This is a genomic window from Gilliamella sp. Pra-s60 (assembly GCF_009795755.1).
Classification (GTDB): domain Bacteria; phylum Pseudomonadota; class Gammaproteobacteria; order Enterobacterales; family Orbaceae; genus Gilliamella.
On the sequence record NZ_WTFA01000004.1, the window covers coordinates 121173 to 141717 of the forward strand.

Annotated in this window: 17 protein-coding genes and 1 tRNA gene; 14 read left to right on the forward strand and 4 right to left on the reverse strand. The window is 36.7% G+C overall.

The genetic code is table 11. From position 1 onward, the window contains the following. Positions 1-166 precede the first annotated feature (166 nt). Genes mukF through mukB form a run of 3 tightly spaced genes read left to right on the forward strand, consistent with a single transcriptional unit; the run spans position 167 to position 6676 of the window. Positions 167-1489, forward strand: coding sequence for a chromosome partition protein MukF (gene mukF, locus GQ596_RS04900; protein WP_160400565.1), 1323 nt, complete (start codon positions 167-169; stop codon positions 1487-1489). A 43-nt stretch (positions 1490-1532) separates the two neighbouring features. Further along, positions 1533-2255: a chromosome partition protein MukE gene (gene mukE / locus GQ596_RS04905; RefSeq protein WP_160400637.1), complete on the forward strand. Its 723-nt coding sequence runs from the start codon at positions 1533-1535 to the stop codon at positions 2253-2255. Between the two features lie 2 nt (positions 2256-2257). Next, the gene (gene mukB / locus GQ596_RS04910) at positions 2258-6676 is read left to right on the forward strand and encodes a chromosome partition protein MukB (protein WP_160400566.1); all 4419 of its coding nucleotides are present in this window, start codon (positions 2258-2260) and stop codon (positions 6674-6676) included. 142 nt (positions 6677-6818) lie between these two features. On the opposite strand, the gene GQ596_RS04915 is transcribed toward mukB, so the two are convergent. From GQ596_RS04915 to secG, 3 genes are all read right to left on the reverse strand, one after another. Next, a complete protein-coding gene (locus GQ596_RS04915; protein WP_160400567.1) occupies positions 6819-7463 on the reverse strand; it encodes a LemA family protein in 645 nt (214 codons plus the stop codon). A gap of 376 nt (positions 7464-7839) precedes the next feature. After that, positions 7840-7925: transfer RNA gene (locus GQ596_RS04920), tRNA-Leu, on the reverse strand. 10 nt (positions 7926-7935) lie between these two features. Beyond that, positions 7936-8310 carry a preprotein translocase subunit SecG gene (gene secG, locus GQ596_RS11185; RefSeq protein WP_160400568.1) on the reverse strand — a complete coding sequence of 125 codons (375 nt, stop codon included), beginning with the start codon at positions 8308-8310 and terminating at the stop codon, positions 7936-7938. A gap of 333 nt (positions 8311-8643) precedes the next feature. Between secG and thiI the strand changes: the two genes are divergently transcribed. The 5 genes from thiI (at position 8644) to GQ596_RS04950 (ending at position 15152) form a co-directional block, all read left to right on the forward strand. Continuing rightward, positions 8644-10092 (forward strand): tRNA uracil 4-sulfurtransferase ThiI, encoded by a 1449-nt coding sequence (gene thiI / locus GQ596_RS04930; RefSeq protein ID WP_160400569.1) that lies wholly within the window; start codon positions 8644-8646, stop codon positions 10090-10092. 121 nt (positions 10093-10213) lie between these two features. Beyond that, positions 10214-10930 (forward strand): response regulator, encoded by a 717-nt coding sequence (locus GQ596_RS04935; protein WP_160400638.1) that lies wholly within the window; start codon positions 10214-10216, stop codon positions 10928-10930. A gap of 34 nt (positions 10931-10964) precedes the next feature. Further along, positions 10965-12344: an envelope stress sensor histidine kinase CpxA gene (gene cpxA / locus GQ596_RS04940; RefSeq protein WP_160400570.1), complete on the forward strand. Its 1380-nt coding sequence runs from the start codon at positions 10965-10967 to the stop codon at positions 12342-12344. Positions 12345-12362: 18 nt separating this feature from the next. Next, positions 12363-12848 (forward strand): tRNA (uridine(34)/cytosine(34)/5-carboxymethylaminomethyluridine(34)-2'-O)-methyltransferase TrmL, encoded by a 486-nt coding sequence (trmL, locus tag GQ596_RS04945; RefSeq protein WP_160400571.1) that lies wholly within the window; start codon positions 12363-12365, stop codon positions 12846-12848. Positions 12849-13532: 684 nt separating this feature from the next. Continuing rightward, positions 13533-15152, forward strand: a complete 1620-nt coding sequence (locus GQ596_RS04950) for a hypothetical protein (protein WP_160400572.1) — start codon at positions 13533-13535, stop codon at positions 15150-15152. A 216-nt stretch (positions 15153-15368) separates the two neighbouring features. Here GQ596_RS04950 and efp read toward each other — a convergent pair whose 3' ends face one another. Next, complete coding sequence (efp, locus tag GQ596_RS04955; RefSeq protein ID WP_085246840.1) at positions 15369-15935, reverse strand: elongation factor P; 567 nt, start codon at positions 15933-15935, stop codon at positions 15369-15371. Between the two features lie 34 nt (positions 15936-15969). On the opposite strand from efp, the gene epmB reads away from it, so the two are divergent. From epmB to nudC, 6 genes are all read left to right on the forward strand, one after another. Further along, positions 15970-16998: an EF-P beta-lysylation protein EpmB gene (epmB, locus tag GQ596_RS04960; protein ID WP_160400573.1), complete on the forward strand. Its 1029-nt coding sequence runs from the start codon at positions 15970-15972 to the stop codon at positions 16996-16998. 211 nt (positions 16999-17209) lie between these two features. Continuing rightward, positions 17210-17350 carry a 50S ribosomal protein L34 gene (gene rpmH, locus GQ596_RS04965; RefSeq protein WP_025314679.1) on the forward strand — a complete coding sequence of 47 codons (141 nt, stop codon included), beginning with the start codon at positions 17210-17212 and terminating at the stop codon, positions 17348-17350. Positions 17351-17361: 11 nt separating this feature from the next. Beyond that, positions 17362-17718: a ribonuclease P protein component gene (gene rnpA / locus GQ596_RS04970; protein ID WP_160400574.1), complete on the forward strand. Its 357-nt coding sequence runs from the start codon at positions 17362-17364 to the stop codon at positions 17716-17718. 47 nt (positions 17719-17765) lie between these two features. Then, positions 17766-18008: a membrane protein insertion efficiency factor YidD gene (gene yidD / locus GQ596_RS04975; protein WP_160400575.1), complete on the forward strand. Its 243-nt coding sequence runs from the start codon at positions 17766-17768 to the stop codon at positions 18006-18008. Then, entirely contained in the window at positions 18008-19636 is a 1629-nt protein-coding gene (gene yidC / locus GQ596_RS04980) for a membrane protein insertase YidC (RefSeq protein ID WP_160400576.1), read from the forward strand. The genes yidD and yidC overlap by 1 nt, the downstream gene beginning before the upstream one ends. A gap of 51 nt (positions 19637-19687) precedes the next feature. After that, a complete protein-coding gene (gene nudC, locus GQ596_RS04985) occupies positions 19688-20491 on the forward strand; it encodes an NAD(+) diphosphatase (RefSeq protein ID WP_160400577.1) in 804 nt (267 codons plus the stop codon). Positions 20492-20545 lie beyond the last annotated feature (54 nt).

Consider the following 20545-nt stretch of genomic DNA (forward strand, 5'->3'; position numbering starts at 1 on the left):
TATAACGAGTAATCATCTAAATGATATCATTTTAATTCTTTCTTAGAATTCCATTACAAATTTACTCTATATTGTTATATAATTGACGTTATTTTTTTCTATGCCGTGAATAATGGATGTTCTGTGGAATGTTTCTATTTTGTTCTCCTTGAATTAAGGAACTTTTATGATTGATTTTTCCCAATCAGTGCCGGAACTGGTCTCTTGGGCAAAAAAAAATGATTTTTCGATCACATTACCGGTTGAAAGGTTAGCTTTTTTATTGGCCATTGCCGTATTAAATAGCGAACGCTTTGATGGTGAAATGACCGAATCTGAATTAATTGACGCTTTTAGGCATGTTTCGCTAATTTTTGAACAAAGTGAAGATACCATCACTGTCCGAGCCAATAATGCAATTAACGATTTAGTGCGTCAGCGATTCATTACTCGATTTACAAGTGATATGACTGATGGTTTTTCTATTTACCGCTTAACACCATTAGGAATAGGTATTTCTGATTATTATATCCGCCAACGTGAATTTTCGACGCTGCGCTTATCTATTCAGTTGTCTATCGTTGCACAAGAATTGAAGCGTGCCGCAGATGCTGCAGTCGAAGGTGGTGATGATTTACATTGGCATCGAAATGTCTTTGCACCATTAAAATACTCGGTTGCGGAAATTTTTGACAGTATTGATATTACCCAACGTGTTATGGATGAACAACAGGCTGACGTTAAACAAAATATTTCTGCCCTATTAAGTCAAGATTGGCAAGCAGCAATTAGCAGTTGTGAAGGGTTACTGACTGAAACATCCCAAACATTGCGTGAGCTACAAGATACGTTAGCCGCAGCTGGTGATAAATTACAAGCTAGTTTGCTTTTAATACAAGATGCAACACTTGCTAATCCTGATCTTGATAAAATTAACAATGTGGTTATGGATCTACAAGGTAAGCTTGATCGCATTATTGGTTGGGGGCAAAAAGCAATAGATCTTTGGATAGGTTATGATAGGCACGTTCATAAATTTATCCGTACCGCTATCGATTTAGATAAAAACCGTGTATTTTCACAACGTTTACGCAAATCAATTCAAGGATATTTTGATTTGCCTTGGTCGCTCACTTTTGCTAATGCCGAGCGTTTACTTGATATGCGTGATGAGGAATTAGCTTTACATGATGCCGAAGTTACAGGCGAATTACCATCAGAACTTGAATTTGAAATGATTGAGGAAATTCAAGAACATATTATTGCGCATATTGAACAAAATTTATTGATATTTAAGCAAGAAAATAAACCACTTGATATGGGGATTACCATTCGCGGCTATTTAGCTCAGTTCCCTCGTGAACAGCATTTTGATATTGCAAGGTTATTTATTGATCAAGCTATTCGCCTTGGTATTGCCGAAGATGATTTACTTGGTATTTCTGCTGAATGGAAACTTATTAACGATTATGGAGCTAAGGTACAAGCACATGTCATCAATAGATACTAACGATTTAGACACACAACAAACTGCACATCATCTTGATGAAGTTATGGGGCGTATAGCAGCTAGCTCTCAGGCGTCCATTGATAAATATATGCCAGTTAAGTTGGCTCAAGCGATAGCTAATCCGATTTTTCCTGAACTTGATAGTTTACTACGTTCAGGTCGACATATTGGTATTGATGAACTTGATCATCATGCTTTTTTAATGGATTTTCAACTTGAGCTTGAACAATTTTATCAACGCTATAATGTTGAATTAATTCGAGCACCGGAAGGTTTTTTTTACTTACGTCCTCGTTCTACAACATTAATTCCTCGTTCGGTATTATCAGAGCTTGATATGTTAGTTGGTAAAGTGCTTTGTTATTTATACCTAAGCCCAGAACGATTAGCACATGAAGGTATTTTTACCCTACAAGAACTATTTGAAGAGCTTATTTCATTAGCCGACGAAAGTAAATTACTCAAATTAGTCAATCAACGATCAACAGGTTCAGATTTAGATCGTCAAAAATTATTTGATAAAGTAAAAACAGCATTAAATCGATTACGTCGGTTGGGTATGATCTTTTTTATTGTTGGTAATGATAGTAACCGTTTTCGTATTAATGAATCAATTTTCCGTTTTGGTGCGGATGTGCGTAGTAGTGATGATGCTCAAGAAGCGCAATTACGCCTAATTCGAGATGGAGAAGCAATTAAAATTGAATCATCCTTAATTTTAGATAATCAAGAACTAGATGAAGATGTTAGTGAGGAGACTGAATAATCATGATTGGACACGGTAAATTTCACTCATTAACTTTGATAAACTGGAATGGTTTTTTTGCTCGAACGTTTGAGCTTGATCAATTAGTTACAACATTATCTGGTGGTAATGGTGCAGGTAAATCAACCACCATGGCGGCTTTTGTTACTGCATTAATTCCTGATTTAACTTTATTGCATTTTAGAAACACCACCGAAGCAGGTGCCACCTCTGGTTCACGCGACAAAGGTTTGCATGGTAAATTAAAACCCGGTGTTTGTTATTCAATGCTCGATGTGATTAACTCTCGCAATCAGCGAATTATTTGTGGTGTACGTTTGCAACAAGTAGCAGGGCGGGACAAAAAAGTCGATATCAAGCCATTTTTACTACAGGGTCTACCTATTGGTATTAGTCCAACAGAATTAGTAACGGAACGTTTAAATGACAGACAAGCACGTATTTTATCATTGCCGGAGCTAAAAGATAAAGTTGAATCAATGGAAGGCGTTATTTTCAAGCAATTTAACTCTATTACTGATTACCATTCGGTTATGTTTGATTTTGGTATTTTACCAAAACGCTTACGCTCTTCATCTGATCGTAGTAAATATTATCGTCTTATTGAAGCTTCACTCTATGGTGGGATTTCAAGTGCGATTACCCGTTCACTGCGTGATTACTTATTACCTGAAAACAGTGGTGTACGTAAAGCTTTCCAAGATATGGAGGCTGCACTACGTGAAAATCGAATGACATTAGAGGCTATTCGAGTTACGCAATCTGATCGTGATTTATTTAAACATCTAATAACAGAATCGACTAATTATGTAGCAGCTGACTATATGCGTCATAATAATGAACGCCGAGTTCATATAGAATCAGTACTTGGTCTGCGTCGTGACATGTTTAAAACACAAGATCTGCTTATTAGCAATCAATACCGCCAAGTTGAAATGGCAAAAGAACTTAAAGAACATCAAGATGCGCAAAGTGATCTGGAAACCGACTTACAGGCTGCTAATGATCACCTTAATTTAGCGCAAACTGCATTGCGTCAACAGGAAAAAATCGACCGTTATCAAGCAGATTTAGATGATTTAAACTTAAAGTTAGAAGAACAAAACGAAGTAGTACTTGAAGCTAATGAACAGTACCAAACCTATCGTGATCAAGTTGAACAAACAGAACAAGAAGTTGACGAAATCAAGACTCAATTAGCTGATTATCAACAAGCGCTTGATGTTCAACAAACCCGTGCAATTCAATACCAACAGGCTTTACAAGCATTAAAAAATGCACAAAGTTTATGCCAATTACCTAAATTAGGCATTAGCAATATTGAAAATTACTATGAATTGTTTGAAGAAAAGCAAAGAGAGATCACCGAACAAGTTCTTGAGCTTGAGCAAAAATTAAGTGTATCTGATGCAGCAATTAATCAATTTGACCGCGCTTATCAACTGGTAGTCAAATTGGTTGGTGATGTAACTCGTAGTGAAGCCTTTGCTGCAGGAAAAGAGGCATTAAGACAGTGGCCATCACAATGTTACCAAGCTGAAAAGGCTGAACATTTACAACTACAACTTGATGAACTAGAACAGCGTTTTTTTGAACAAAAAGAAGCAGAATCATTATTAATACAATTTTGCAAACGTATTGGTCGCCAAGTTAATTATGATGAGCTTGATGAGCTAAAACAAGAGCTTGAAGTACAGCTTGATAACAACGCAACATTAGCTAATGAATCAAGCGAAAAACGTATTGAGTTTAGACAAGAACTTGAACAGATACAGTCAAAAATTACTGATTACCGACAAAAAGCACCTTTATGGCTAAAAGCTCAAGATGCCTTAACTGCTTTACAAGAACAAACAGGTGAAACGTTTGCCCATAGTCAAGCAGTTACACAACATATGCAACAACTGCTTGAACAAGAACGTACTCTTATTACTGAGCGTGACCAAATCAGTTTTAGACGTAACCAACTTGATATCCAAATTGAACAACTTAACCAACCAAGTGGTGTCGATGATGGGCGTTTGTCTGCGCTAGCTGAACGATTTAATGGTGTATTACTTTCTGAAATTTATGAAGATGTAACTATTGATGATGCTCCTTATTTTTCTGCACTCTATGGGCCTGCAAGGCAGGCTATTGTTGTGCCTGATTTATCATTAGTAAAACAGCAATTAGAAACGCTAACAGCAAGTGATGAAGATTACCCTGAAGATATCTATTTTATTGAAGGAGATCCATCATCATTTGACGATAGCGTATTTAATTGTGAAGAAATGAATAAATCGGTATTGGTCAAAACAGGAGATCGTCAATGGCGATTTTCAAGTTTTCCAGCTGTACCGCTATTTGGGCGAGCAGCTCGAGAAGTTCATCTTGAAAAACTATCTACTGAGCGTGATGAGTTACACGAACGTTATGCGACAATCTCGTTTGATTTACAGAAATTACAACGTATTGAACAAAATGTTGGACAATTTGTTGGTCAATATTTAGCTGTGGCTTTCGATGTTGATCCTGAAGCTGAAGCGCAAAAGCTTTCGTCACGACGCAACGAAATTGAACGCCAATTATCATCCCAAGAAAATATTGATAAACAAAACCAACAACAAGTCGCCTCTTGCAAAGAACAACTAACTATTGTTAATCGACTTATTGCACAGATGCACTTACTTGCGGATGATGATTTAGCTGATCGTGTTGATGATTTACGTGAGCAAGTTGCTCAGGCCCAAGATGCCGCCCAATATGTAAGTCGTCACATCCATACAGTTTCAGAACTTGAGCCAATTTTAGCTGTTTTACAAAGCGATCCTGAACAGAACGAAACTCTACGTGAACATTACAACACGGTTAAAACACAGCAACAAACGATTCGTCAACAAGTTTTTTCCTTAACGGAAGTAATGCAACGGCGTGCCCACTTTAGTTATGAAGACTCGGCAGGAATGCTGAACGAAAATACTGATTTGAATGAAAAACTACGATCCCGATTAGAAATTGTCGAAGCTCAAAAAACTGATGCTCGTCGTCAGATGCAACAATATCAAGATCAGTACAACCAGTATAATCAAACACTTGCTTCGCTCAAAAGTGCGTTTGACACTAAACGAGACATGCTTAATGAATTGCAAAAAGAGATCGAACAAATCGGCGTAAAAGCGGATGCGATCACTGAAGAGCGAGCTCGAATTCGCCGTGATGAAATTCATCACAAATTGAATAGTAATCGCCAAAATTGTACATCGCTTGAAAAACAACTCATTATGTGCGAAAGCGAAATGGCACAACTGCAAAAACGTCTAACTCAAACTCTGCGTGATTATAAGCAACTAAGAGAACAGGTAGTACAAGCCAAAGCGGGTTGGTGTTTAGTATTAAGGCTGGTTAAAGAGAATAGTGTTGAACGTCGTTTACACCGTCGTGAGCTTGCTTATTTAAGTGCTGATGAATTGCGTTCCATGTCGGATAAAGCATTAGGTTCCTTACGTTTAGCTGTTAATGACAATGAACATTTACGGGATGTATTAAGACTATCAGAAGATCCAAAACGCCCAGAACGTAAAATCCAATTCTATATCGCTGTTTACGCACATTTGCGTGAACGAATTCGCCAAGATATTGTTAAAACTGACGATCCAATTGAAGCGATTGAACAGATGGAAATTGAGTTATCTCGCTTAACTGAAGAATTGACATCGCGTGAGCAACAATTGGCAATCAGTTCAAAAAGTGTATCGAATATTATTCGTAAAACGATTCAACGTGAGCAAAATCGTATTCGCATGCTTAATCAAGGGTTACAAGCCGTGGCATTTGGTCAGGTTAATGGCGTGCGTTTAAATGTCCATATTCGTGAGGCGCATTCAACACTTTTAGCCGCACTTGCTGATGAACAAAATGAACATCAAGATCTATTTAGTAATAATCGAATTACCTTCTCAGAAGCGTTAGCTAAACTTTATCAACGTTTAAATCCACATATTGATATGGGACAACGAACTGCTCAAAATATTGGTGAAGAACTGCTAGATTATCGAAATTATCTTGAAATGGATGTTGAAGTGAATCGAGGTGCTGACGGTTGGTTACGTGCTGAAAGTGGTGCATTATCAACAGGTGAAGCTATTGGTACGGGGATGTCTATTTTACTCATGGTAATTCAAAGTTGGGAAGACGAATCTAAACGCTTGCGTAACAAAGATATTTCGCCATGTCGATTATTATTTTTGGATGAAGCAGCTAGACTTGACGCCAAATCAATTGCCACATTGTTTGAGTTATGTGAACGGTTAGAAATGCAATTGATTATAGCCGCACCTGAAAACATTAGTCCTGAAAAAGGAACAACCTATAAACTCGTACGTAAAGTTATCAATAACCAAGAACATGTGCATGTAGTTGGTTTGAAAGGCTTTGCGTAATTTTCTATTATTTTTTACTTTTTTGCCGACAATTTGTCGGCAAAATTTTGATTGAAAATGCAAATAGACTATGGGTTTCTTATTTAGTTAAATTATATAAAACAAGAAACCCCAATATTGAGTAAATTAAGATGATTATTAGTTATTCTGGTTGGTTTGTCTCTTGACTGTTGTGCTTTTTAGGTTCTTTAATTTTTTTTACATTTTCAGTTGCTACAGATGCCATTCTACCCATCGTATCCCTTAAAATTTTGCCATCATCAGTTTTAAATGATACAAGTTGTTCTATGCCATTCTCATCTACTTCAAAATAGGTGGCTTCAACAAAACCAAGTTTACTAGCATAGAATAAATGAGGAATACTGCCACGGGTTGAATTATAAATCTGAACAGCAGCATTATAAGCTTCTCTTCTTTCTAAAATAGAATTTTCAATTTCATCAAGTTGAGTCATCAATTGTTGATAGGTTGAATTCGCTTTTAAATCAGGAAAACGACTAGCTAGCATTTGAACATTGCCTATAACACGAGATGTTTGGGAAGCTGCAATATTTGCATTAGAAACGCTATCGCTCTCAGTGATAGTGAAATGAGCTAACTTTTCGTGATCACCATAGCTAGATGCAATATCAGACAATCTTTGTGCTATATCGTATCTTTTCTTTATTGTTACATAAATATTTGATTGTCTTTGTTTAACATTTTCAGCCAAACATCTTAGCTTATTATATGCAAAAAACAACCAAACTAAAATTGAGATTAAGATTAAAATAAAGACTATTAACATAGTTAAAACAATTCCTTATAATAAAATTTGATATTTTAATTGTTTGACATATTACATTACTTAGGTAAAAATCGCAACGAAGTATTGTCTGTTATTTGTTCAATTTTAAAAGGTTATCATGATATATTGCAACATCTACTTTTATATTCCTTGAAGCATGCGTACACCCGTAATTTTCTTTCACCGATATTTAAAATGATTGTTACCCAATTTTCACGTTAACATAAATGTTCATTTTTTAACTTATTATAAAGTAACAATTTATTTATAGGTTTGGTACTTTTAGTTTATACATATGGATTTTTTGGGGATATTTATTATAGAATGGCAAACCTAAGTTTTTTAGGGTTTAAAAAAATGTTATTGATTATTGATTTGGTGCCGTGGGCGGGACTTGAACCCGCATGCTCTTAGAGCACTACCCCCTCAAGATAGCGTGTCTACCAATTTCACCACCACGGCGCCGTTTTTATTATTCTGGAATATCTGAAGTTGAGTTTTGTTGTACTGGTTGAGTAACCGGTATTGTTACAGGATCTATATAACCTTCGTTTGGCTGAATGGTTGCCGGCACACTATTATCACCGATACTAACTCCCTTGCTCGGCATTACACGAGATTTGCCACCTAAATTTGACAGTAAAATGCTTATCACAAAAAACAAAACACCTAATAGCGTTGTCGCACGGGTTAAAAAATTTCCACTGCCTGAAGAGCCAAATAAAGTTGCAGATGCACCAGCTCCAAAAGACGAACCCATATCAGCCCCTTTGCCACGTTGTATTAGCACTAAACCAACGATGACAATTGCAATGATCAAATAACTTATAATTAAAAATTCGTACATTTTAACCTGTCAATTTTAATATGTTATACAACAGAATTTATTGATGCGAAATATTAGCGAAAGACAGGCCAACAAGCAAGTAAAATTTAAAATATAGTTGATATATTTTGAGCATTTATGCTTTTAAATAACTAAAAATACGCCACTTATATATAAGGAAAATATCTTTTTTACATTATGTATTACTGTTTTACACGTTCACTTTATTTCAAAAAATAAATTAATTGATACTTTTTTAATTTTATAATTTCTATATTATTTCATAATCAATTGTGCGTTTTTTGGGGAAAACCAGTATAATGACCCCATTTTATTATCTTTTACATTGATTTTATGAAATTTATTGTTAAGCTTTTTCCCGAAATTACCATTAAAAGTGATTCTGTTCGTTTACGATTTATTAAAATATTAACGAGCAATATTCGTAATATCTTAAAACATCACATTGAAGATGTCGCAGTGATTCGTCATTGGGATTTTATTGAAGTTCGACCAAAAATTGAAAATAGTGAAGCTCAGATACTTGGGTTATTAACGCGCATCCCGGGCATTCATCATATTCTAGCGGTTGATGAACTTACTTTTATTGACGTTCATGACATTTTCGAAAAGGCATTAGACTATTATGCCCCACTAATTGAAAATAAAACCTTTTGTGTACGAGTCAAACGCCGTGGAAAACATGAATTTACATCAATTGATGTTGAACGTTATGTTGGCGGTGGACTAAATCAACACGTTGCGTCTGCTAAAGTTCAATTAACTCGCCCTGATATCACAGTCAACCTTGAAATTGACAAAGATAAATTACTGCTTGTCAAAGGTCGACATGCAGGGATAGGCGGTTTCCCGACTGGTACACAAGAAGACGTATTATCGCTCATATCAGGTGGTTTTGATTCTGGCGTATCGAGTTACATGCTAATGCGTCGCGGCAGTCGAGTGCACTATTGCTTTTTTAATCTAGGTGGCAAAACTCATGAAATCGGGGTTAAACAAATGGCACACTATTTATGGGAGCGATTTGGAAGTTCGCATAAAGTTCGTTTTATTGCTATTGACTTTTCTGATGTTGTGGGTGAAATTCTTGAAAAGGTAGATGATGGGCAAATGGGGGTTATTCTAAAACGAATGATGATTCGTGCTGCATCGAAGATTGCGCAACGCTATAATGTTGAAGCGCTTGTCACTGGCGAGGCGTTGGGGCAAGTATCAAGTCAGACGCTTACTAATCTACGATTAATTGATAATGTCAGTGACACATTAATTTTGCGCCCACTTATCACACACGATAAAGAAACAATCATTAATCTTGCTCGTCAAATTGGCACAGAGGATATCGCAAAAACAATGCCTGAATTTTGTGGTGTTATATCTAAAAAACCAACAGTTAAAGCCGTAAAAGAAAAAATTGAAGCTGAAGAATTGAATTTTGATTTTACAATTTTAGATAGAGCGGTTGAAAATGCTGAAAATATTGATATTCGTGAAATAAAAAAACAAACTGACACAACAATTACATCGGTTGAAACAGTGACTATGCTTAATTCAGATCATGTTGTTATCGACATTCGATCACCTGAAGAGCAAGAAGATAACCCATTAATACTAAACGATATTGAAATCAAACACATTCCGTTTTATAAGTTAGCAACTCAATTTGGGGATTTGGAACAATCAAAGCAGTATTTGTTATATTGTGAACGAGGTGTGATGAGTAAATTACAAGCGCTTTATCTAATTGATCAAGGTTTTAAAAACGTAAAAATATTTCGCACATAAAACTTAACAATAATTTACTATATTCTTGGCATTTTTTACATATATAATGGATTTTTAGATATAAGTTGTAATAGTTATAAGAGTAGAAGTATCAAGAATGAATTATACAAAGAGGGATGTAATGAGTAGCAAATTACTTGTTGTTGATGATGATCCAGAAATTGCTGTATTATTACGTGAATTACTTGAATTAGAAGGGTATCGAGTTGAAGTTGCAAATAATGGTATACAAGCTTTAGAAAAGTTTGATAGAACAATCGATCTTATTTTACTTGATATTATGATGCCAGAAATGAACGGACTTAGTGTATTATCTCAACTTAGAGGTAAATTTACTGTCCCTGTTATATTTCTAACGGCCAAAGACAATGAATACGATAAAGTTATTGGACTAGAACTTGGTGCAGATGATTACATATTAAAACCATTTAATGATAGAGAACTTGTTGCTCGAATCAATGCGCTTTTACGCAGAACGCGATGGGATAATATTGTTGAAGATGATTCCGATAAACCAAATGAATACACTATTGATAAACTGAATGTAAACCGGAAACAGCAATCGATTTATTTTGATAACAAGTATGTTGAAGTAACAGGTACAGAATTTCAGGTATTGCTTAAATTGCTTGAAAATGCAGGTAAAATAATTTCACGAGATACATTAAGCGAGACAGTTTTAGGCAAAGAATTTATTCCACTTGCTCGTTCGATTGATGTACATGTTTCTAATCTACGGAAAAAGCTTCCGCCTAGAAGTGATGGCTTGCCTTGGATTAAAACATTACGTTCTAAAGGTTATTTGTTTGTCATTGATAAAAATGACGATTTATTATAAAGCTAAGAAAATATTAACGTAAAGGTCAGATGAAATGTGGCTTTTTGATAGACTAACAATCAGAATTTTCACTATATTTTCACTGACTATAGTTTTTTTTCTTATGTTAATTATAGTGTTACCAAGCCTTGATTCTCGAAATCTGACTTATTTAGCCAATAAAGACAAGGAAATTGGTAACCTATTAGCTAACCAGATTGAAAAAGATCTTATAAAAATACCAAAAGATAGCTTTCGGTGGTGGATGCGTTTTATTGTTGTAATGGATAGCCATCAAAAGCCGGGGCAGTCTTTATTTGTTGTTACACCGAATGAACAGATAATTACAGCTGAAACTAAAAATATTGATTTAATCAAAAATTTTAGTGAAAAATCGCATAATGTTGCTGATCCAGCAAGGAAAATCTATGATTCTCAAGAAATTATAGGCCCCTTTTTGCTCCATTATTCCAATGCTGAATATCAACTGTATATTTTGCAACAAGCAACCGATACGCAATCGCAATTTGTCAATTTCATCTTTGATCACCCATTCTTATTATTGGCATTGACAATGCTTGCAAGTTCGCCTTTTTTACTTTGGTTATCTTGGAGTATTGCTAAACCAGCGCGACGACTAAAGCAAGCGGCAGATCAAGTAGCAAAAGGGAATTTACAAGAAATGCCCGAACTTGAACAAATCGGATCGTCTGAATACAAAGCAACTGGCGCTAGTTTTAACCACATGTTAAGGGAACTAAAACGAATGCAAGATGTGCAACAGCGATTGTTTTCTGACATTTCTCATGAATTACGCACACCGCTAACTCGTTTACAGCTTGCTACTTCGTTATTACGTCGTAAACAAGGCGAAAGTAGTGAAGTGATACGAATCAATAACGAAGCACTAAAACTCGATTCCATGATTGGTGATTTACTATCATTGGCAAGACAACAACATGACAATAACGAAGTTAGAGAATCGAAAAAAACTAACAAATTATTCAAACAAGTACTGGATAACGCCACTTTCGAAGCAGAACAGATCGGCAAAATATTTACCGTCATCAACCCGCCGACTAATCAAACCATATTATGCTATCCTGTCGCGTTATGTAGTGCGCTCGAAAACGTTATTCGTAATGCGTTTCGTTATTCAAACAAAAAAGTGACTGTTGATTTTATTACACAACAACAAAAAATTACCATTACCATCGATGACGATGGCCCAGGTGTTGCAGAAAGTGAGCTTGAACAGATCTTCAGGCCGTTTTACCGTACAAGCGAGGCTCGCGATCGTGAATCAGGTGGCACAGGGCTTGGACTTGCTATTGTTGCTAATGCTATCATACGCGATCACGGCACCGTAAAAGCTGAAAAAAGTCACCTAGGTGGGCTTAGAGTTGTGATAATATTACCAATTTATAAATATTAACCATCGAAGAGAACAGTTGTGTCAACAGTTGCCCTAAACATCGTTTTATTTGAACCTGAAATTCCAGCTAACACAGGTAATATTATACGTCTTTGTGCCAATACTGGCTTTAACCTACACATTATTGAGCCCATGGGCTTTTTTTGGGATGATAAAAAGTTAAGACGGGCAGGGCTAGATTATCAAGAATTTGTGGATGTAAAACGTTACAAAAATTTTGACCACTTTATGCAACAAAACCAAATTGATTTGCAAACTCAACTTTATGCCTTAACTACCAAAGGGCAAAAACCACATAGCGAAGTCAATTATAAAAACAATGACTTTTTAATGTTTGGCCCAGAAACCCGAGGTTTACCAGCAAGCATACTTGATGTATTACCCCAAAACAAAAAAATACGCATCCCCATGTTAGCAACCAGTCGTAGTATGAATTTGTCAAATTCAGTAGCCGTTGTGGTATACGAATCATGGCGTCAATTAAATTACCTAGGTGCAAAATAGTGTCTATGCTTGAAGATTAGGCTGATTTTTGTAAAAAAAAGCAGCAAATAAAAACTTCAATAAAATCAATACCTTTCCTGACCGTTTTTTGAGGGTTTTCGCATTATTTTTTATAAAAAAGTGACTCACAAAAAACACCTAAGGTTATGTTGTTGTCTTGTTACGGCGTCGGACAAATTTGAACATGCTGAGCATAGCGAAGGTGGCCTCGTAGAGGCGAGTATCAGGATGATACTAGTAGCGTAGCCAAAGGCCACATTATGTGCCAAAGCGTGGGATTGCAAAGGGAATTCACTTTAATTTCTTAACTCGGACGTTGTCACGATAGCTATTTTGTTCGCAAAAGGTCAAGACGTCCGAAACCACCGCACCAAACCCATTTTATACACTAACAAAAGGCCTGATTTTTAGCTAAAAAATCAGTCAGGAAAGGTATTGATTTTATTGAAGTTTTTATAAAGCGTTTTTACCACACAAAAATGCTCTCCAAAAAAACAAAGCAACACCCTCTTACTCCTAACAATTCTTTACAATAAATTAACAAAAAAAGTGGCGGACTATTCATCTTCAAGTTATAATTTTTAAGCTTTTTCAAGCAAGGAATCGCTTATTAATTAGGCTAGAAATTATAAAAATTTAAATAAAACAAGAAATTACTTGACAGGAAATTAAAAATGCACTATCATGGTTGGCATCTGGCATCTGGCCTGCCAAACCTATGCCCTAAATCTTATTGATTCGCACAGTGGTCAAAATAGAGCGCCACAGTTATTTTCATCACCGAAGTCATTTCGCGTAGCGAAATCGACGCCGTCATCGGCAAAATCTTTGGCAAAATTATCGCCGATATCCAAGTGGTTATCCAAACCGCCATTATTATCTAAATCCGCATTGGTTCTTGCGCCATTGTTGTTATTGCCGTATACGCAGGGGGCACAGGCGTTAACGGCACAGACATCAAGGGTCATAGAGGGTAGCGCGCCGTATTTAACGTTTGATGGTGGACAGACAAAAGCTACTAATACAGACACCTTCTTGGCAATCGAGTTGCCAGATGGAAGACGTATTACGCCATCGACCAACACATCGAGTCGGACAAACCCAATAATGTTAATTAATGGAAGAACATTTAATGATATTCATATGGTAATACCGTCGGGTGCAGCATCGACTAGTTTAAGTAGTCTAATCAGCCAAGGGAAGTGGGGAGATGATGATGGTGACGGGCAGGGAGCAGGAGGAGTAACGGCATCAGGGAGTATGTCGTTAACAATAAAGGATATAAATAGCACTGCGGTTAGTCGTAGTGATACATTAAGCATATGTAACGCGCCTTATGCGGTAACCTTAAGTAGTACAGGGGGGAATTTAGTTACGCAGTATGGTGTACCCAATAGTAGTACTTTTAGTGGAGGTAGAGCGACGTATTATATCATGCCGTCACAGCCTGAAATTTGTTCGGTCAGGCCGAATTTGTTGTATGGTGGAACAACTGGCATTGATTCTAGGGACAACCCCCGCCATGCAGGTCCTGCTAACATATGGAATCCTAGTAAGGGCTTTTTAGTTCAGTCAACGAGTTCATCATCTTACGGCCGAAACTTTCCAACGACTGGTGCAGATGGTTTGTATTTTGATTTGGATATGGGGGGCGTTGATGGAAGTCAGTTGCGTTGGACAGTTAACACAAGTGGTAGTATAACAGCAACAGTGAGTTGGACAAGGCCGTTAACAGGAAGGTTCACAACCCCAAACGGGAGTTCTTCGGAAGCTGATAGATGGATTACGGATAAATCAAAATATGTAACACGGGTAACGTTGCATGGTCCAGAGGCAAGAAGCCAGTGGAACGACAATAATCCTAGTCAAATTACTGTGCCATCTTTGCCACAGACGTTTGAGTTGGTCGGAAGGGATAGTAATGGTCATGAGGTGAAGTATGGATTTGTCTTAAAGCAGTGGTTCGTCAATCGGGGAGATCGTAGGGCTTCCGTTTTAGATCAAACCACATGGTGTAATAATTTGGGGTATCGATTGTCTGCGGTAAGGGATTTAAGCAATGCGACATGGGGTTGGTGGGTAAACGCAATACCGACTTCATCAGGTAATTATTATAAGCGTAACATAGGCGCAGGCCTTTTCACGGAGTGGGGCTACATGAGAGACTACGTTGGTGCGGGTTTTGAAAAACTCTACTCCTACTGGACACCCGAATCCAATGGTGGTAATTACGCTGTCGACTCGGAGAACGGCTACGGCAGGATCGAACAGTACAACAGCTATGTTGCTTGTACCACACCTTAGTTATTAACGTTTAGTTCTTAATCCTTAGGGCACGGAAGGTGAGAGAACAATATAACAAAGAATAAAGCCCCATCCTGTAAGGTTGGGGCTTTTTCTTAGAACTGTGTTGTTGCCGTTAAATGCAGCCTATTATTCCTTTTTATTACACTATTAATAAAAAAGCGAGGTCAAAAACCTCGCTTTTTTCGATAGATATTAACTTGCGCTGTGCGCTATTTATTTAACGCGTGATACGTATTCACCTGAACGCGTATCCACTTTAAGCACTTCACCGATTTGTACAAATAACGGCACACGCACAACGGCACCTGTTGATAATGTCGCAGGTTTGCCGCCAGTTCCCGCTGTGTCGCCTTTTAATCCAGGATCGGTTTCGATCACTTCAAGTTCAACAAAATTGGGTGGCGTGACTGCAATCGGTTGGCCATTCCATAATGTTAAAATACACTCAGCTTGATCAACTAGCCATTTTGCATTGTCACCAACGGCTTTTGCGTCAGCCGAAAGTTGCTCAAATGTGTCGTTATTCATGAAATGCCAAAATTCACCGTCGGTGTAAAGGTACGTTAAATTCATGTCAACCACGTCTGCAGCTTCAACTGATTCGCCCGATTTGAATGTTTTATCGACAGTTTTGCCCGAAAGTAATTTTTTAATTTTTACTCGGTTAATAGATTGCCCTTTGCCTGGTTTGTAAAATTCATTTTCAACAATAACGCATGGTTCGCCATCTTGCATTATTTTAAGACCGGCTTTAAACTCATTTGTACTATAAGATGCCATAAAAGCTCCAACTAAAATTCTGAATTACAAAAAAATGAGCCATATTATACAGCAAAAAATTGAACTACCCAATAATAAAGATAAATGGATTGTTGATCTTGCCACTGTTGTGACAGATATTAATGTTTTATATTCTTATTTAGGATTGAATGCTGACACAATTTCGAGCCCGATGTTGCAGGCAAGAAAGCAGTTTCCACTTCGTGTGCCGATGGCGTTTATTCGTCGAATGAAAAAGGGGGATAAGAATGATCCGCTTTTGTTGCAGGTACTTTGTCATGAAAACGAGATGCTAAATGTGGATGGCTATAGCCATGATCCTTTGCAAGAACAGGATAATGCCATTCCCGGGTTGTTGCATAAATATCATAACCGTGCATTATTAATCACAAAGACGGGTTGTGCAATTAATTGTCGTTACTGTTTTCGACGGCATTTTCCTTATCATGATAATCAAGGTAGTAAGCAGAATCTTGCTGTAGCACTTGAATATATTGCTAACCATCCTGAACTTAATGAGATTATCCTTTCAGGGGGTGATCCGTTAATGGCTAAAGATCATGAAATGGCGTTTTTGATCAGTGAATTAGAAAAAATTCCTCACGTTAAACGGTTGCGTATTCATACGCGTTTAGCGGTGGTGATTCCGTCGCGTATTACGCCTGAGTTATGTCAGTTATTTGCTAAAAGTCGGTTGCAATGTGTAGTGATTACTCACATTAATCATCCAAACGAGATTGATGATGATGTTGCTCAGGCCGTTTCGTTATTAAAACAGCAAAGCGTGACGGTGCTTAATCAAAGTGTTTTGTTAAAAAATGTGAATGATAATGCTGATGTGTTGGCAATGTTAAGTGATCGGCTTTTTGATGTTGGTATTTTACCTTATTACATTCATTTATTAGATAAAGTACAAGGCGCTGCTCATTTTTGGGTTGATGATGAGTCCGCTAAGGTTATTATAAAACAACTTGCCGAGAAAGTATCAGGCTATTTAGTGCCTAAATTAGCACGCGAAATTGGTGGTGAGAAAAGTAAACAAGTGCTTACTTTTTGGAGTTAGTTAATTAGGTTTTACCTTATAAATTAATATGTTATAAGTTATTTTTTCTATTTTATTTTATCGTGTGGTAATTAGATATTAATGGGATTTATCTGTAAAAATCTCATTGACGAAAAATAAAATTAGCACTATAATTCCGACCTCTTTAATTAATGCTGTGGAGTTTTTACTCTACGCCTTGTTGATAAATTAGATTTGGATATAAATCGTCATGAAACGCACATTTCAACCATCAGTATTAAAACGCAATAGAACTCACGGTTTCCGTGCTCGTATGGCAACTAAAAATGGTCGTCAAGTTCTTGCTCGCCGTCGTGCTAAAGGCCGTGTTCGTTTAACTGTTGCTAGCTGATTTAAAGTTGGGTGATTAAGCTCACTTTTCCTCGGGAGTTGCGCTTGTTAACTCCCTTTGATTTTAATTATGTCTTTCAAGAGTCTGTTCGAGCAGGTTCACCTTTTCTTACCTTAGTTACACGAAAAAACACCTTAGATCATCCTCGATTAGGGTTTGCTATCGCTAAAAAACAGGTAAAACGTGCTCACGAGCGCAATCGTATCAAGCGACTGGCTAAAGAGTACTTCCGACATCATCAGCATCAATTTCCTAATATTGATTTTATTTTGATGGCTAAACAGCCTGTTATCGATTTAGATAATCAGCAACTTGTTGAAATACTTAATCAATTATGCCAACGAATCATCGCCAAGCAAAAGGATTAAATAAATTTATATTGATTATCAAATTGCATGTTTGTGCATGTAAGGATATGATAGTTAATGTTTTTGTATTTTTTATTCGTATATATCAACGTTTTATTAGCCCTTTATTAGGTCCTAAATGCCGCTTTACACCGACATGTTCACAATATGCAATAATTGCATTAAGACGCTTCGGATTAATAAAAGGTGGTTGGCTAACGGCGAAACGTGTATTAAAATGTCACCCTTTACATGAAGGAGGAGAAGATTTTGTTCCTCCCAAAACTAAAACCAATAGAGAAAAACACTAATGGGATCGCAACGTAATATTTTAGTCATTGTTTTACTTTTTATATCTTTTTTTATTTGGAAAGCATGGGAAGAAGACCATGCACCAAAACCACCTGTCGCTAATCAGTTGACACAATCAGTCAGCGATGATGATTCTATCGATGGTTCTGCACAGGGTAAAACAATTACCGTGAAATCTGACGTATTGTCACTCACTATTAATACTTATGGCGGTGATGTGCAAGCTGCTCAATTATTAAAATATGAGCAAACACTTCACTCAGGTACGCCTTTTCAATTGTTAACATCTCGCCCTGATTTTATTTATATTGCGGAAAGTGGTTTAACAGGTAAAGACGGTCCTGATAATGCGACACAAGGCTCAAAACGCCCTATCTATCAAACAACACAAACAGAATATGTTTTAGCTGATGGTCAAAATGAGCTGCGAGTACCATTAACTTACCAAGTTAATGACGTTACTTATACTAAATATTATGTGTTGCATCGTGGTAATTATGCTGTCGATGTTCAATATGACATTAATAACCAAAGTGGTGCTCCAGTTGAAGTGGCTATGTACGGTCAATTAAAGCAAACCATTAAATTACCTGATGATATCCCAACTGAAGGCGGTAGTGGTTTAGGTCAAAGTGCATTCCGTGGTACTGCTTACTCTAGTTCTAGTACTAATTATAGTAAATATAGCTTTGATGATGTTAAAGATAAAGCTTTAAGTGTTGAAACTCAAACAGGTTGGATTGCAATGTTGCAGCACTATTTTGCATCGGCTTGGGTGCCAGATCAGGATAAAAATAACTTGTTTTATACACGTTCAACCGCTAAAAATTCACAAGCTACTATTGGTTTTAAAGGTGAACCAACGATTGTTCAAGCAGGTAATAATACGTCTATTTCTGCAAAATTATGGTTAGGTCCAGAAATTCAAAACCAATTGAAAGAAACAGCTAATCACCTTGATTTAATTGTCGATTATGGTTGGTTATGGTTCTTATCGCAACCTTTATTCTACTTATTGAAGTTTATCCATAGTTTTATTGGTAATTGGGGCTTCTCAATTATTGTTATTACTTTTATTGTGCGTGGTATTTTGTTCCCATTAACGCGCGCTCAATATCGTTCTATGGCCAAAATGAAGTTATTACAGCCTCGTTTACAAGCTTTGAAAGAACGTTATGGCGATGATCGTCAAAAAATGAGTATGGAAACAATGGCGCTTTATAAACAAGAAAAAGTCAACCCATTAGGTGGTTGTTTGCCATTGCTTATTCAAATGCCAATTTTCTTGTCTTTATTCTATATGTTAGGTAATACGGTTGAATTGCGTCATGCGCCATTTGCACTTTGGATTCATGACTTATCAGCGCAAGATCCATATTATATCCTACCATTATTGATGGGTGGTACCATGTTCTTAATTCAGAAGATGTCACCAACACCAGTTACTGATCCATTACAACAAAAGTTAATGACTTATATGCCATTAATCTTTACAGTGTTTTTCTTGTGGTTCCCATCAGGCTTAGTTTTATACTATATCGTTAGTAACTTATTCACAATTGCTCAGCAACGTATTATCTACTGGGAACTTGAGAAAAAGGGACTTCACGAAAAGAAAAAGAAATAATAGTAAGTAAAGGAGGGGTAAAATCCTCCTTTTTTATTTTGGGTGTTTATAATGAATATACAACAACAATTTAATTTAACGGGCAATGAAACAGGTTACTGGTTTGTTAGTGCTAATGGTCGGTTGTGGTTGCCTAATGGCGAAGTGCCTGTTGGTTGTGCTAAGGAGCTCGGTTTTATAAATCAACGTGCTCAACCAATCGGCGAGTGGAATGGGCAGACCGCTTGGTTGATTTGTCGTGATATGAAAAATGCGATGAGCTCAATTCGTCCATTACTTGATAGTGCAGATTCATCATTATTTAATTTAGCTGGACGAGCTGTACAACTTTCTGAATTTTACCGTTCTCATAAGTATTGTGGATATTGTGGGCATGAAATGTATATCAGCAACACGGAATGGTGTTGTATGTGTGACCACTGTAAAGAGCGTTATTATCCACAAATTTCACCATCGATTATTGTGGCAATTCGGCATCAAAATAAAATTTTGTTAGCCAAGCATGTTAGACATAATCAAGATAACTTATATACTGTGTTAGCAGGGTTTACGGAAATTGGTGAAACTATGGAAACCGCCGTTGAGCGTGAAGTTTTTGAAGAATCGAAGATCAAAATTAAAAATATCCGCTATATTGGTTCACAACCTTGGCCTTTTCCTAATTCACTGATGATGGCTTATTTAGCTGATTATGATAGTGGCGAAATAGAAATAGATAAAAACGAGCTCGTTGAAGCAAATTGGTACCATTATACGCAGTTACCTAAAATACCTGAGTATGGCACCATTGCAAGGCGTTTAATTGAAGATACCATTGTTTTGTGTCGTGAATACGATGAATTTGGTGAAAATTAATCATATTTACTTGAGTATCAATAAGTATTAGGACTATTGGTACTCAATTGTACT